Genomic DNA, 13,155 nt, shown 5'->3' on the forward strand with positions numbered 1-13,155 from the left:
CACCCGTACCGCCCCGGCTTCCTGCCCGGCCCCGACCTAGCGGCCCACCCGCCGTCGTTCGTCTGCCCCGCCGCTACCGCGGCGGGTTTCTCCCACCCGCCCACCCGTGGCGCCCCAGCGACCCGGTCGGGCCCCGACCTGGCGGCTTGTACGTCGTCGTTCGGCGGGTGACGGTGGTGCTCGGCCGAGGCCATCCAGCCCGTCCGGCGTTTGAGGACAAGCGCGTTAGCGCGGTGCTTTGAGGTCGTCCGGCGTCTGCGGATGGGGGCGATGGCGCGAGGGTGGGGGCCAGGGTGTCAGGGTGGGCGGTTACGCTCGGTGGTGTGGATCCCAAGACCAGAAACCGGATCATGGCCGGTGTGCTCGTGCTGATGTTCGTCGTGGTGGCAGTGGCGGCGGCCGTCGGACAGTAGCCGCCGCCGACCGGACGAGCCCCGCCGCTACCAGGCGAACGCCTCCGGCGAGGGCCCCGGGCCCGGGAAGACCTCGTCGAGGGACCCGCGGAGCTCGTCGCTCAGCTCCAGGTCGACCGCCCGGACCGCCGACGCGAGCTGCCCGGCCGTGCGCGGCCCGACGATCGGCCCGGTGACGCCGGGCCGGGTGAGCAGCCACGCCAGGGCCACCTCGCCCGGTTCGAGGCCGTGCTTGTCGAGCAGGTCCTCGTACGCCTGGACCTGCGCCCGCACCGCGCTGTCGGCAAGGGCCGCCGCGGCCCGGCCCTCGGCGCTGCGCCCGCCGCCGGCCTGCTTCTTCAGGATGCCGCCGAGCAGACCGCCGTGCAGTGGCGACCAGGGGATGACGCCGAGGCCGTAGTCCCGGGCGGCCGGGACGACCTCCATCTCGGCGCGCCGCTCCGCGAGGTTGTACAGGCACTGCTCGCTGACGAGGCCGTAGCCGCCGAGCCGGCGGGCGGTCTCGTTGGCCTGGGCGATCTTGTAGCCGGGGAAGTTGCTCGACCCGGCGTACAGGATCTTGCCCTGCCGTACGAGGACGTCGATGGCCTGCCAGATCTCCTCGAACGGGGTGTTCCGGTCGATGTGGTGGAACTGGTAGAGGTCGATGTGGTCGGTCTGGAGGCGCCGCAGCGAGGCCTCGACGGCGCGGCGGATGCTGAGGGCGGAGAGGCGGTCGTGGTTGGGCCAGGGCGGGGCCCCGTCGGCGGACATGTTGGCGTACACCTTCGTGGCGAGCACGACCTTGTCGCGCCGCTCGCCGCCCCGCGCGAACCAGGTGCCGATGATCTCCTCGGTACGGCCCTTGTTCGCGCCCCAGCCGTACACGTTGGCGGTGTCGAAGAAGTTGATCCCCGCGTCGAGCGCGGCGTCCATGATGGCGTGGCTGTCGGCTTCGTTCGTCTGCGGCCCGAAGTTCATGGTCCCGAGGGTGAGTCGGCTGACCTTGAGCCCGGTGCGTCCCAGCTGCGTGTACTTCATGGGGCCCCAGCCAACGGCTTGGAGTGGGCTCTCAGCAAGGGGCCGGGGCCTGCCCCCTGCCGCGCACCCGCCTGGCCTGCGCGAACAGTGGGACCCGCCCAGAATCGGCAGCGAATTGACGCGGAGTGACGCACCCGCGTCCAATGGATGCCGTGGCCGGGACGCCGGGCTCGGGGGAGAACGAGCGCGGCGAGGTCCGCCACCAGGGGGGAACACCATCCGTCGCGTGGACCGACGCGGCCGCGGCCCCCTGCGCCGAAGGGGGAACGCTGTGATCGAACTGCGCGTACTGGGGGCGGTGGAGGCGTGGGACGACGGGCGCCGCGCCGACCTGCGCGGGCCGCGCCACCGGGCCGTCCTGGCCCGGTTGCTCATGGCCCGTGGCCGGGTCGTACCGCTCGACCAGCTCATCGACGACCTGTGGCGGGACACCCCGGCCGAGCGGGCGCTCGGCTCCCTGCGCACGCTCGTCTCCACGCTCCGCAAGGCCCTCGAACCGGGCCGCCCCACCCGCACCCCGCCCCGCACCCTGGTCACCGCGCCGCCCGGCTACGCCCTCCGCCTCGACCTCGGGTCCGTCGACGCCTGGCGGTTCGAGGACCTCGTACGCCGGGCCGCCGAGCCGTCCGTGCCGGGCCGGGCCGCCGAGACCAGGGACCGGCTCACCGCCGCCCTCGAACTGTGGCGGGGCGGTGCCTACGCGGAGTTCGCCGGGGAGGCCTGGGCCGCGCCCGAGGTGACCCGGCTCAGCGAACTGCGGCTCCTGGCGGCCGAGCGCCTCGCCGACGCCGAACTCGCCCTCGGCGCGGCCGCCCGGGTCGTCGCCGACCTGGAGGCCCACACCCGGGCCCACCCGCTGCGCGAGGAGGGCTGGCGGCTCTTCGCCCTCGCCCTGTACCGCACCGGGCGCCAGGCCGACGCCCTCACCGCCCTGCGCACGGCCCGCGCCGTGCTCAAGGAAGAGCTCGGCATCGACCCCGGCCTCGCCCTGCGGACCCTGGAGGAAGACATCCTCCGCCAACGCCGAAGCCTGGCCGGAGCCGTCGAGCAGGAGCCCTCTCCCTCGCGCCGCGACGGTCCCTCAGTTCCCCCTGTGGTCAGTCGTCCCGCCGGGCGAGCGGGGTATCCCCTGCTCGAGCGGAGCCGAGAGCTCGGGGAGGGGTGGGCACAGCCCACAGCGCCCAGCCCCGCTCACCAGACCCGAAGACCCCTGCCCGGCAGGACCCAGGAGCTGGAGCGCCTCGCGCAGGAGGCACAGCACGCCGCGACCCGAGGCGTGCTCCGGGTGGCGCTCGTGGGCGGCGCCCCCGGCACCGGCAAGACCGCCCTCACCGAGGCAGCCGTACACGCGCTGCCCCCCGGCTGGACAGCCACCCGCGGCCGCTGCCCGGAGGAGGCGGGCGCCCCGCCCGCGCACCCCTGGGCGGAGCTCCTGCGCACGCTGGGCGCCGCCGCCGACCCGGCCACGGCCGACCTCGCCCCGCTCCTCGAACCCGGTGCCGGAGCGGTCCCCGAGTCCACCCGGTTCCGTACGCACACCGCCGCCACCGCGCACCTCGCCGCCGTGGCCCTCCGCACCCCTCTCGCCGTCGTCCTGGAGGACCTGCACCACGCCGACGACGACACCCTCACGCTGCTGCGCCGCCTGCCCACGGCCCTCGCGGCGAGCCCCGTGCTGCTCCTGGTCACCTTCCGCACGGAGGAGCTGACCGCCGCGGCCCGCGACACCCTCGCCGCGCTCGCCCGCTGCGAACCGGCCCGGATGGAGCTCAAGGGCCTCGACGAGGCGGCCGTCGGCGCCGTCCTGCGCGAGCTGACGGGCCGCGCCGAGCAGCCCGCCCCCGACCTGGACGAGGACACCGTCCGCCGCCTCACCGAGCGCACCGGCGGCAACCCCTTCTTCGTCCGCGAGACCGCACGGCTCCTCAGCGCGGAGGGAGCGCGCGCCGCCCTGACCCAGGTCCCGCCCGGCGTCGCCGATGTGATCAAGCATCGGCTCGGCGCGCTGAGCCCCGGCGCGCAGGCCATGCTCCGGCGCGGTGCCGTCGTGGGAACGGAGGTCGACATCGATGTCCTCCTGGAGATGTGCGCATCGGAAGGCGAAGGCACCCCCGCACACCAAGGCAGCCCGGCACAGCAGGGCGACCCCGCACACCAAGGCGCCGCCGTCGAGGTCCTGGAGGAGGCCCTGCGCTCCGGACTCATCGGCGAGCCGGGGCCCGGCCGCCTCCGCTTCGCGTCGGCCCTCGTCCGCGACACCCTCTACCAGGAGACGTCCCGGCTGCGCCGCACCGGCTGGCACGCCCGCGCCGCCGACGCCGTCGAGCGGCTGCGCCCGGACGACGTCGGCGCCCTCGCCCACCACCGCCTGGAGTCCGCGGGCCCCCGCGACGTGGACCGCGCCGTGCGGCACGTGCACACGGCCACCGCCGCCGCCCGGCGCGACGGCGACCACCAGGAGGCCGCCCGGCTGTGGCGGCGCGCGCTCGCCGTCCACGAACGCCTCGGCACCGCCCCGCTGGTGGCCGGGCCCGAAGGCCCCGACCGCGTCGTCGGCCTGGTCCACAGCCTCACCCTCGCCGGGGACCTCCAGGGCGCGCGGGCCCAGCGCGTCAGTGCCCTGGAGCGCTTCCCCGCCGACGGCGACCCGGCCGCCCTCGCGCACCTCGTGACCTGCGACGACCTGCCCACCCTCTGGTACCACCGCGACTACGCGGCCGGGCCGGACCCGCGCGTCACCGGCGCCGTGGAGCGGCTTCTCGCCGAAGTCCCGGAGGAGGACGAGGCGTCGAGGTGCCGGCTGCTCGCCGTCCTCGCCCGTGAACTCGACGGCGTCGGCGGGGAGCGGGCCGTGCGCGCCGCCGCGGAGGCCGAGCGCCTCGCCCGCCGCACCGGCGACCCGCGGCTGCTCGTGCTCGCCCTGAACAGCCGCCTCCTACAGACGTACGGCGCCGCGGGGCTCGCGCCGCGCCGCGCCCGCATCGCCGAGGAGATGCTGTCCTTCGCCCGCGGCGCGGGCCTCGGCGCGGCCGAGGCGGTGGCCCGCACCGCCCTGCTCCAGGCGCACGCCGCCCGGGCCGCGTTCCGCGAGGCGGACGAGCAGGCGGCGGCCGTGCGGCGGCTCACCGCCGGGCTCGGCGTGCCGGTGCTCGATTTCGTCCCCACGCTGTACGAGGCGCTGCGCCCGGCCGTCGCGCACCGGCACGACGAGGCCGGGCGGCGCTACGCCGCCGCGCGCGACGCGCTCGGCGGGCTCGGCCTGTGGGGCGCGGAGCACGCCGTGCACGGGCTCGCGCTGTTCTGTCTGCGCCAGCAGGACGGGCGCCTCGCCGAGCACGTGGACCTGTCGCTGCGCGAGTACGAGACGTGGGGGCGCGGCGCGGGCTGCGGCGCCACCCACGCCCTGACCCTCGCCGCCGCGGGGCACGGCGCGCGGGCCCGCGCGCTGCTGCCCGAACTCCTCACCATGCGCCGGGACTTCCTGTACGAGCTGCGGCTCGCGGCCGCCGGGCTCACCGCCGTCCGCCTCGGCGAGGACGACCTCGCCGAGGCCGCGTACGAGGAACTCCTGCCCGCCGCCGAGGAGTTGGCGGGCGCCGGGTCCGGGATGGTCACGCTCGGGCCGGTCGCCCAGTACCTCGGTGAGATCGCCGAGCACCTGGGCCGCGCCGACGACGCCGTCACGCACTACTGCCAGGCCCTGTCCCTGGCGCGCCGCGCCGACGCCCCGCACTGGCGGGACCAGGCTCAGCGGGGGCTGGGCAGGCTGGCCCCGGCGTCGGCGTTCCGGGCCCCGTCGCCCGCGCCCGCGGTCCGGGTCCCGCCGTCCCCGGCCGGGTGGCCCCCGCAGGGCGAGGCCTCCGTCCGGGCCGGGGCGGTCCGGGCGCCGTAGGCGAGGCGCCGCAGCAGCGCCTCGGCCGGGCCCCGCCGTCCGGCCTTCTCGAGGGCGTACGCGCCCGCGACGGTCACCAGCCACACGGCCGTCGCGACGAGGACCATGGTCGCGCTGCTCAGGTGCGCGCCGAGGCCGAGGCCCCAGGCCGCGAGCAGCGGGGCGAAGAGGAGGGAGTGGGTGAGGTAGCAGGACATCGACCGCTTGCCGACGGCCGCGACGGCCGTCACGACGGTGGTGCCGCGGCGCGCGGGCCGGTCCGTCCACCACGCGACGAACAGCGCGATCGCGGCCACGTATCCGATGCCGCCCGCGGTGCCCGTGACCTCCTGGACGACCCGCAGCACGCCCTCCTCGCTCTGGGCGTCGTCGGGTACGCGGACCGCTCCCACGTGGGCGAGGGCCGCGGGCAGCGCGCCGAGCCAGCCCACCGCGACACCGATCACCGCCGTGCGGCGCAGCAGCGGCAGATGGCGGCCCGGCTCCTCCAGGATCCGCCGCCGCGCCGCCCAGAACCCGAGCAGGAAGACCAGGTAGCCGCCGCCGACCAGGGACAGCAGCCCCGCTGACGTCACGAACAGGCCGGTCATGACCCGCGTCCCGGCCGCGGTCAGCCAGCTCTCCTCGTCCGCCCCGTACGCGAGGTAGCCGGCCTCGGCGCCCGCGTCGCCCATCGAGCCCAGGTCGCCGCGCAGCAGCGCGGCGACGACCGGCGCAAGGGCGAACAGCAGCGTCTGGGCCACGCCGATCCAGATCCACCACTTCAGCGCCCGGTCGCTCCTGCGCACGAAGATCCAGCCGAGGAAGAGGCTCAGCACGCCGTAGTAGCCGATGATGTCGCCCGCCATCAGCAGCGTGGCGTGGCAGAGCCCGATGACGACCATCCACAGGCTCCGTCTGCGCAGCACGCCCATGGCGGCGCGCCCGTCGGCGCCCTGCCCGGTCTGGCGCAGGTACAGCTGCGTCATCCCGTACCCGAAGAGGAACGCGAACAGCGGGTAGATCCGCAGGTCGAGCGTTGTGATCATGGTGAACTGCACGCCGTGGTCGAGCCACGACCCGTCCACGGGCTGCCACCCCGAGGGCCCGCGTTCGGACCGCCACAGGTGGAAGGCGGTGTTCGAAAGGGCGATGAGGAGCAGCATCAGACCGCGGGCGACGTCCGGGGCGAGTGCCCGTTCGGCGGTGCGGGTGGGAGAGGTCGTGACCGTCATGCCCCGAACCTAGGAACCGGGACGCCCCCCGGGCGTCGGCCTTCCGGCTAGGAGCGGCCGCCGAAAGGCGAGGGCTCGCGGCCGAAAGGCGAAGGCCGGGTGTCGAAAGGCGGCAGTGCGGCGGGACGGCCGGTCCGGACGGCGAGGTCAGTGCGGTTCAGGGACCGAGCCCAGGTCCCAGGCCTGGGCGAGCGCCTGTGCGTAGGCGTCGGCGAGCTTCTGTTCGCCGCGTTCGTTGGGGTGGGTGCCGTCGTACGTGTCGTAGTGGATGTCGTACGGCTGCGGGGGCGAGGCCAGGAGGAGGGCGGAGGCCGGGGTGTCCAGGTCGGCGACCGTCTTGGCGAGCAGCTCGTTGAAGAGGGCCACTTCGGTGGCGAAGGCAGGGTCGTCGTGCGCGCGGACGTTGGGGATGACGGGGAGCACGGCGATCGCGACGCGCGGGTTGGCGGCGCGGGCCGCCGTCACGAAGGCGCGGACGTTCGCGGCGGTCTGCTCGGCGTTGGTGTAGAAGCCGAGGTCGATCAGGCCGAGCGAGACGAGCAGCACGTCCGCGCGCTCGCGCCGCACGGCGTCGCCGATCAGCGGCGCCATGTGCAGCCAGCCCTCGCCCCAGCCCGCCAAGTGGCGGCGCGGAAAGTCCGGTTGGGCGTACGCGTACGAGGTGGGGGCCTCGGCCGCCTTGTCGTACAGGGCCTCGCGGGGGCCGACGACCTTGAAGGGGGCGCCGAGCGTGGCGCACAGATGCCGCCACATCCAGTAGCGCCAGGTGTGTTCCCCGGCGCTGCCGATGGTCATCGAGTCGCCGACGAACATGAACCTGAGCATCCGCTCATCATCGCGGATCGCGCCGGTGCGCAGCGATGTGAGCCTTGCCACCTGGCACCGGGCCGCGGGGTGGCAGGCTTGAGCCATGCGTTCTTCGAGGGTGTGTGCGGCCGGGGCCGCGGCGGTGGTGGCTGCGGTCCTGGTGGCGTCGGGCGGCCCCGCCCTGGCCGCCGACGGGGCGGGCAACGACGGGTTCACCATCGAGGACCCGCGCATCACCGAGTCCAGCGGCCTGGTGCCGTCCCGCGCCCACCCCGGCGTCTACTGGACCCACAACGACCAGGACAGCGGCGCCTATCTGTACGCCGTCGACAGCAGGACGGGCAAGACCGTCGCCCGGATCACCATGACCGGCGTCGGCAAGCCGCGTGACGTCGAGGCCATCTCGATGGGCCCCGACGGCAGCCTGTACGTCGGCGACATCGGCGACAACCTCGGCGGCAAGTGGTCCTACGTGTGGGTCTACAAGCTGCCCGAGCCGAAGGAGCTCAAGGACCAGTCCGTGCGCGCCACGCAGTACGTCGTGAAGTACGCCGACGGGCCGCGCGACGCCGAGGCGCTCATGGTCCACCCCAAGACGGGGCGGGTCTACATCGCCGACAAGAAGGAGGACGGCGGCTCCCTCTACGAGGGCCCGGCCCGGCTCTCCACCTCCGGCGCCAACGTCTTCCGCCGCGTCGCGAGCACCGATCTGTGGGTCACCGACGGCGCCTTCTCGCCCGACGGCAAGCACCTCGCCCTGCGCGGCTACTTCGGCGGCGTCGGCTTCGCCTGGCGAGGCGACGGCAGGATCAAGCGCGAGGGCCGCCTGAGCGTTCCGCTCCAGCGCCAGGGCGAGTCCGTGACGTACAGCCCCGACGGCAGCCATCTGATGTACGGCACGGAGGGCGAGCAGAGCGATGTCGAAGCGGTCGAGGTGAAGGGAGCGGGGGCCGGGGGCGGCTCGTCGGACGGCGGGGGCTCCGGTGACGGGAGCGGTGGCTTCACCGGCGGCGCGACCAAGGGTGCGGTCGTCCTGGGCGCGGTGGTGCTCGCGGTGCTTGGCCTGAAGAGGTTGTTCCGCCGCGGGTGAGGGGGCGGTCCCTTCGGGGCGCTCTAGGGTGCTTCCTCGGTGACGGGGCGGACCTCGTAGTGCAGCGTCGCGTCGCGGCGGAGTTTGTGCCACAGGGGGACGAGGACGCCCTGCTGCACGGGGTACTTGCGGGCGATGAGGCGTGACGCGCGCTCGTACTCGCCGGTGCCGTGCTCCAGCGGGCGCACCCGGGCCTTGAGTCCGGGCCCGGTCGGCTTGCCGCGCAGCGTCGAGGGGGCGATCTCGACCTCGGGGTTCCGGCGCAGCCGCTTGACCTTGCCCGCCTTGCCGAAGGTGCGGAAGTACGCGTGGTCGCCGTCGACCGCGAAGTGGACGGGGGTGCCGACGCCGGTGCCGTCCTTCTTGTGGCTGGTCAGCAGGACCGCCTGCTGCTTCTCGAACCGGGCCAGCTCCGGGCTCGCCGGCCGCGCGGGATTCGGCTTCATCCCTCCATACAGACACGGGCGGCCCGGTCTGTCACGCCGCGTGCCGCGGCACCCCGTGGCCATGCGCCTCTTTGCGCCGCGCTCCCGCGGCGCGCCGCGCCCCTAGGCCTGCTCCGCCGCCCGTTCGCGCTGCTCGACCAGGGCGTCGAGTCCGTCCAGGATCCGCTGCAGGCCGAACTCGAAGTGGTCGAAGTCCGGGCCGAACGCCTCTTCGGAGAGCCCGGCGACGAGCGGATAGCGGCCGCTGTTCATGACCCGTCCGAGCGCGGGCCCCTGCTCCCTCCAGAACGCGGCCTCCGAGAGTCCGGCGGCGTCGGCCTCCACCGACTGCGTGTGCATGCGCGCAACCCCGGAGACGTACCCCTCGACCAGGATCAGGATCGAGATCAGCTCGGGGTCGCGCAGGCCCATGGGCTTGATGCGGGACAGGACCTTCTCCAGGCCGCCGACGGCGCTCGGGCCGAGCACCGGCCGCGCCTGGTTGACCTGGAGCAGCCAGGGGTGCGCGTGGTAGCGGTCCAGGGCCTCGCGGGCGTACGCCTCGACGCCGGCGCGCCAGCCGCCCGCGAAGGCGTCCGCGTCGTCGGTGGGCGCCTGGACGTGGTTGAGCATCAGGTCGAGCAGCTCGGCCTTGCCCGGCAGATAGCGGTACAGCGACATCGTGCCGGTGCCCAGCTCCTGCGACAGGCGGCGCATGGAGACGGCGGCGATGCCCTCGGCGTCGGCGAGGGCGACCGCGGAGGTGACGATCCGGTCCAGGGTCAGGGCCGGTTTGGGGCCGCGAGTGGGCCGCTCGCCCTCGCCCCAGAGCAGTTCGAGGCTCCGTTTGATGTCGCCGCTGCCGCTGGTCTCCGTGGTCCTCATGCATCTCACGATAAGCCCTCGGACAGAAACTGGGTACGGTGTACTCTCCATTGGGTACGGTGTACTCGGCGGGGTCCGGCAAGGGTTCGGCACGAGCGTGACGAGACGAGGGGAACGGACGGTGGAGCTTCGATGAGCGAGCACACGCGCGGGGAGTACGCGGTGGCGGCCCGCGGTCTGGAGAAGCGGTACGGCGAGAAGAAGGCCCTGGACGGCTTCGACCTGACCGTCGCCCACGGCACGGTCCACGGCCTGCTCGGGCCGAACGGCGCGGGCAAGACCACGGCCGTCCGCGTCCTGGCCACCCTGATCCGCCCCGACGGAGGCAGCGCCGAGGTCGGCGGCGCCGACGTCGTGCGCGAACCGGCCGTCGTGCGCAGCCGCATCGGCCTGACGGGTCAGTACGCGGCCGTGGACGAGATCCTCACCGGCCGGCAGAACCTGGAGATGTTCGGCCGCCTCTTCCACCTCGGCGCGCGCCGTGCCGAGCGCCGGGCCCGGGAACTGCTCGAACAGTTCGGCCTCGAAGCCGCCGCGGACAAGGGCGCCGGACAGTACAGCGGCGGCATGCGCCGCCGCCTCGACCTCGCCGCCTCGATGATCCTCGCCCCGGCCGTGCTCTTCCTCGACGAGCCCACCACCGGCCTCGACCCGCGCGGCCGCAGCGAGGTCTGGGACTCCGTACGGGACTTGGTGGCGAGCGGGACGACCGTCCTGCTCACCACCCAGTATCTGGAGGAGGCCGACCGGCTCGCGTCCCGCATCACCGTCATCGACCGGGGCCGCGCCATCGCCGACGACACCCCCGACGGCCTGAAGGCCACCGTCGGCGGCAGCCAGCTGGAGGTCGTCGTCAGCGAGGCCGTCGACCTGCCCGCCGCGGTGAAGGCCGTGGCCCGCGTCGCCGACGGCGAACCGGAGACCGTCGACGCCGAGCGGCGCGTGCGGGCCGCGGTCACCGACCGCGTCGGTGCCCTCGCCGACGTCGCCCGCACTCTGCGGGACGAGGGCGTCGCCGTGGACGACGTGGGCCTGCGGCGGCCGAGCCTCGACGACGTGTTCCTGAAACTGACGGGGGCGAAGAGCGAGCGGCCGCCCCGGATCGAGGCGGCGGCGGACCGGACGGAGGCGGCGGCATGAGCGACGTACTGACACGCGAGCCTTACCTGGCCGCGGACCCCGCGCGCGGGCGCGCCTACTGGGTCGTCGTCGACACCCTGAACATCGCCCGGCGCTATCTGACCCACTTCCAGCGCCAGCCCATCCTGATCGCCTGGCAGCTGGGCTTCCCCATCATCAGCGTGCTCCTGTACGGCTTCGTGTTCGGCGAGGCGATGAAGGTGCCCGGCGGCGTGGGCGACTACAAGGACTTCCTGATGCCCGGCATGTTCGTGATGACGATGGCCTTCGGCTTCATGAACACCGCGATGGGCGTCGCCACCGACGCGTCCAAGGGCGTCATCGACCGCTTCCGCTCCATGCCGATGGCGCCCTCCGCCGTGGCCGCCGGGCGCGGCGTCGCCGACCTCGTCGTGGCCTGCGCCGAGCTGACGATCCTCGCGCTCACGGCCGTGGCCATCGGCTGGCGCCCCGACAACGGCGTGGGCAACGCCCTGACCGCCTTCGCCCTGCTGCTCCTCCTGCGCTTCAGCCTGATCTGGGTCGGCGTGTGGCTCGGCTTCGTCGTGCCGTCCCCGCAGGCGGCGGGCGGCCTGTACGCGGTGACCTTCCCGATCACGATGATCTCCAGCGTGTTCGTGGCACCGTCCCTGATGCCCGACTGGCTGGGGCCCGTCGCCGCGTGGAACCCGGTCTCGTCGACGGGCACGGCCGCCCGCGAGCTGTTCGGCAACCCGGGCGCGGGCGGCTCCAGTTGGATCGAGCAGCACGCCGTCCTCATGTCGGTGGCGTGGCCGCTGGCCGTGACGGCGCTGTTCCTGCCGCTCGCCGTACGGAAGTTCAAGGCGCTCAGCAAGTGAGTTCCGGCGGACGGGGACGGCGAAGGGCCCGGCGCGCTTGGCGCGTGCCGGGCCCTTCGGGGTGCCGTGCGTGCCGCTACAGCTTCTCGATCACGTAGTCCACGCAGCGCGTCAGGGCCTCGACGTCCGCCGGGTCGATGGCCGGGAACATCGCCACGCGCAGCTGGTTGCGGCCCAGCTTGCGGTACGGCTCCGTGTCCACGATGCCGTTCGCGCGCAGCGCCTTCGCGACCGCCGCCGCGTCGATCTCGTCGGCGAAGTCGATCGTGCCGATCACCTGCGAGCGCTTCGCCGGGTCCGCCACGAACGGCGTCGCGTACTTCGACTCCTCCGCCCAGCCGTACAGGGTGCGGGCCGAGGTGGCGGTGCGGCGCACCGACCAGTCGAGGCCGCCCTGGCCGTTGAGCCAGTCCAGCTGCTCGCCGAGCAGGAACAGCGTGGCGAGCGCGGGGGTGTTGTACGTCTGGTTCTTGAGCGAGTTGTCGATCGCCGTGGGCAGGCTGAAGAACTCCGGCACATGGCGGCCGCTCGCGTGCACCCGCCGCGCCCGCTCCAGGGCGGCCGGGGAGAACGCGGCGATCCACAGGCCGCCGTCCGACGCGAACGACTTCTGCGGGGCGAAGTAGTACACGTCCGTCTCGGCGATGTCGACCGGCAGGCCGCCCGCGCCCGACGTCGCGTCCACCACGACGAGCGCGCCCTCGTCGGCGCCCGCGACCCGCGCGATCGGGGCGGCGACGCCGGTGGAGGTCTCGTTGTGCGTGAACGCGTAGACGTCCACGCCCGCCTCGGCCTCGGGGTCCGGGTGCGTGCCCGGGTCCGAGCCGATCACCGTCGGCTCCGCGAGCCACGGGGCGAGCTTCGCCGCCTTCGCGAACTTGGAGGAGAACTCGCCGAAGGAGAGGTGCTGCGACTTGTTCTCGATCAGGCCGTGCGTCGCGACGTCCCAGAACGCGGTGGAGCCGCCGTTGCCCAGCACCACCTCGTAGCCGTCCGGCAGCTGGAACAGGTCGCGCACGCCCTCGCGGACGCGGCCGACCAGGTTCTTCACCGGGGCCTGGCGGTGCGAGGTGCCGAGCAGGGAGGTGCCGGTGGCGGCCAGGGCCGCCAGCGCCTCCGGTCGCACCTTGGAGGGGCCCGCGCCGAAGCGTCCGTCGGTGGGCCTGATGTCTGCGGGGATCTCGATCTCAGCCACGCCGCGACCCTATCCGGCCCCCGACCCGGCCCGCGGCCCCCGTCCACCCCCCGAGACACTCCGTCCCGCCCCGGAGCCCCCCACCGCTACCTGGGCGGGCCCTTCCCGCCCACCCGGATCTCCCCTGCCTTGCCGGGCTGGGCCCTGGCGCGTGGCGCTGCGGGTGGGTGGCTGTCTCTTATACACATCTCCGAGCCCACGAGACCGAGGCTGATCTCGTATGCCGTCTTCTGCT

9 protein-coding genes and 1 pseudogene are annotated in these 13,155 nt (G+C 74.2%); 4 read left to right on the top strand and 6 right to left on the bottom strand.

Going from position 1 to position 13,155, the window contains the following annotated elements; genetic code table 11:
• Positions 1 to 440: 440 nt before the first annotated feature.
• Positions 441 to 1,433, bottom strand: a complete 993-nt coding sequence (locus tag IG74_RS0142160) for an aldo/keto reductase (protein ID WP_030688574.1) — start codon at positions 1,431 to 1,433, stop codon at positions 441 to 443.
• On the opposite strand from IG74_RS0142160, the pseudogene IG74_RS53855 reads away from it, so the two are divergent.
• Positions 1,432 to 3,102: pseudogene (locus IG74_RS53855) on the top strand (BTAD domain-containing putative transcriptional regulator); the annotation flags it as partial. The gene IG74_RS0142160 and the pseudogene IG74_RS53855 sit on opposite strands and share 2 nt — an antisense overlap.
• A 2,078-nt stretch (positions 3,103 to 5,180) precedes the next feature.
• On the opposite strand, the gene IG74_RS0142170 reads toward IG74_RS53855, so the two are convergent.
• Both IG74_RS0142170 and IG74_RS0142175 read right to left on the bottom strand, forming a co-directional pair.
• Entirely contained in the window at positions 5,181 to 6,539 is a 1,359-nt protein-coding gene (locus IG74_RS0142170; protein WP_199818973.1) for a DUF418 domain-containing protein, read from the bottom strand.
• A gap of 147 nt (positions 6,540 to 6,686) precedes the next feature.
• Positions 6,687 to 7,364 carry a GDSL-type esterase/lipase family protein gene (locus IG74_RS0142175; protein WP_030688581.1) on the bottom strand — a complete coding sequence of 226 codons (678 nt, stop codon included), beginning with the start codon at positions 7,362 to 7,364 and terminating at the stop codon, positions 6,687 to 6,689.
• Between the two features lie 85 nt (positions 7,365 to 7,449).
• Here IG74_RS0142175 and IG74_RS0142180 point away from each other — a divergent pair, with 85 nt between their 5' ends.
• Entirely contained in the window at positions 7,450 to 8,436 is a 987-nt protein-coding gene (locus IG74_RS0142180) for a hypothetical protein (protein ID WP_030688583.1), read from the top strand.
• Between the two features lie 23 nt (positions 8,437 to 8,459).
• On the opposite strand, the gene IG74_RS0142185 is transcribed toward IG74_RS0142180, so the two are convergent.
• Positions 8,460 to 8,882 (bottom strand): PPOX class F420-dependent oxidoreductase, encoded by a 423-nt coding sequence (locus IG74_RS0142185; protein ID WP_030688587.1) that lies wholly within the window; start codon positions 8,880 to 8,882, stop codon positions 8,460 to 8,462.
• 102 nt (positions 8,883 to 8,984) lie between these two features.
• The gene (locus IG74_RS0142190) at positions 8,985 to 9,746 is read right to left on the bottom strand and encodes a TetR/AcrR family transcriptional regulator (protein WP_030688589.1); all 762 of its coding nucleotides are present in this window, start codon (positions 9,744 to 9,746) and stop codon (positions 8,985 to 8,987) included.
• Positions 9,747 to 9,878: 132 nt separating this feature from the next.
• On the opposite strand from IG74_RS0142190, the gene IG74_RS0142195 reads away from it, so the two are divergent.
• Together IG74_RS0142195 and IG74_RS0142200 are read left to right on the top strand one after the other, a co-directional pair.
• A complete protein-coding gene (locus tag IG74_RS0142195; protein WP_030688591.1) occupies positions 9,879 to 10,886 on the top strand; it encodes a daunorubicin resistance protein DrrA family ABC transporter ATP-binding protein in 1,008 nt (335 codons plus the stop codon).
• Positions 10,883 to 11,725 (top strand): ABC transporter permease, encoded by an 843-nt coding sequence (locus IG74_RS0142200; protein WP_030688594.1) that lies wholly within the window; start codon positions 10,883 to 10,885, stop codon positions 11,723 to 11,725. The genes IG74_RS0142195 and IG74_RS0142200 overlap by 4 nt, the downstream gene beginning before the upstream one ends.
• Positions 11,726 to 11,801: 76 nt before the next feature.
• On the opposite strand, the gene serC is transcribed toward IG74_RS0142200, so the two are convergent.
• Positions 11,802 to 12,920, bottom strand: coding sequence for a phosphoserine transaminase (gene serC / locus IG74_RS0142205; protein WP_030688596.1), 1,119 nt, complete (start codon positions 12,918 to 12,920; stop codon positions 11,802 to 11,804).
• Between the last annotated feature and the right edge of the window lie 235 nt (positions 12,921 to 13,155).

Origin of the sequence: Streptomyces sp. NRRL B-1347, assembly GCF_000720325.1 — a bacterium.
In the GTDB taxonomy this organism is placed as follows: domain Bacteria; phylum Actinomycetota; class Actinomycetes; order Streptomycetales; family Streptomycetaceae; genus Streptomyces.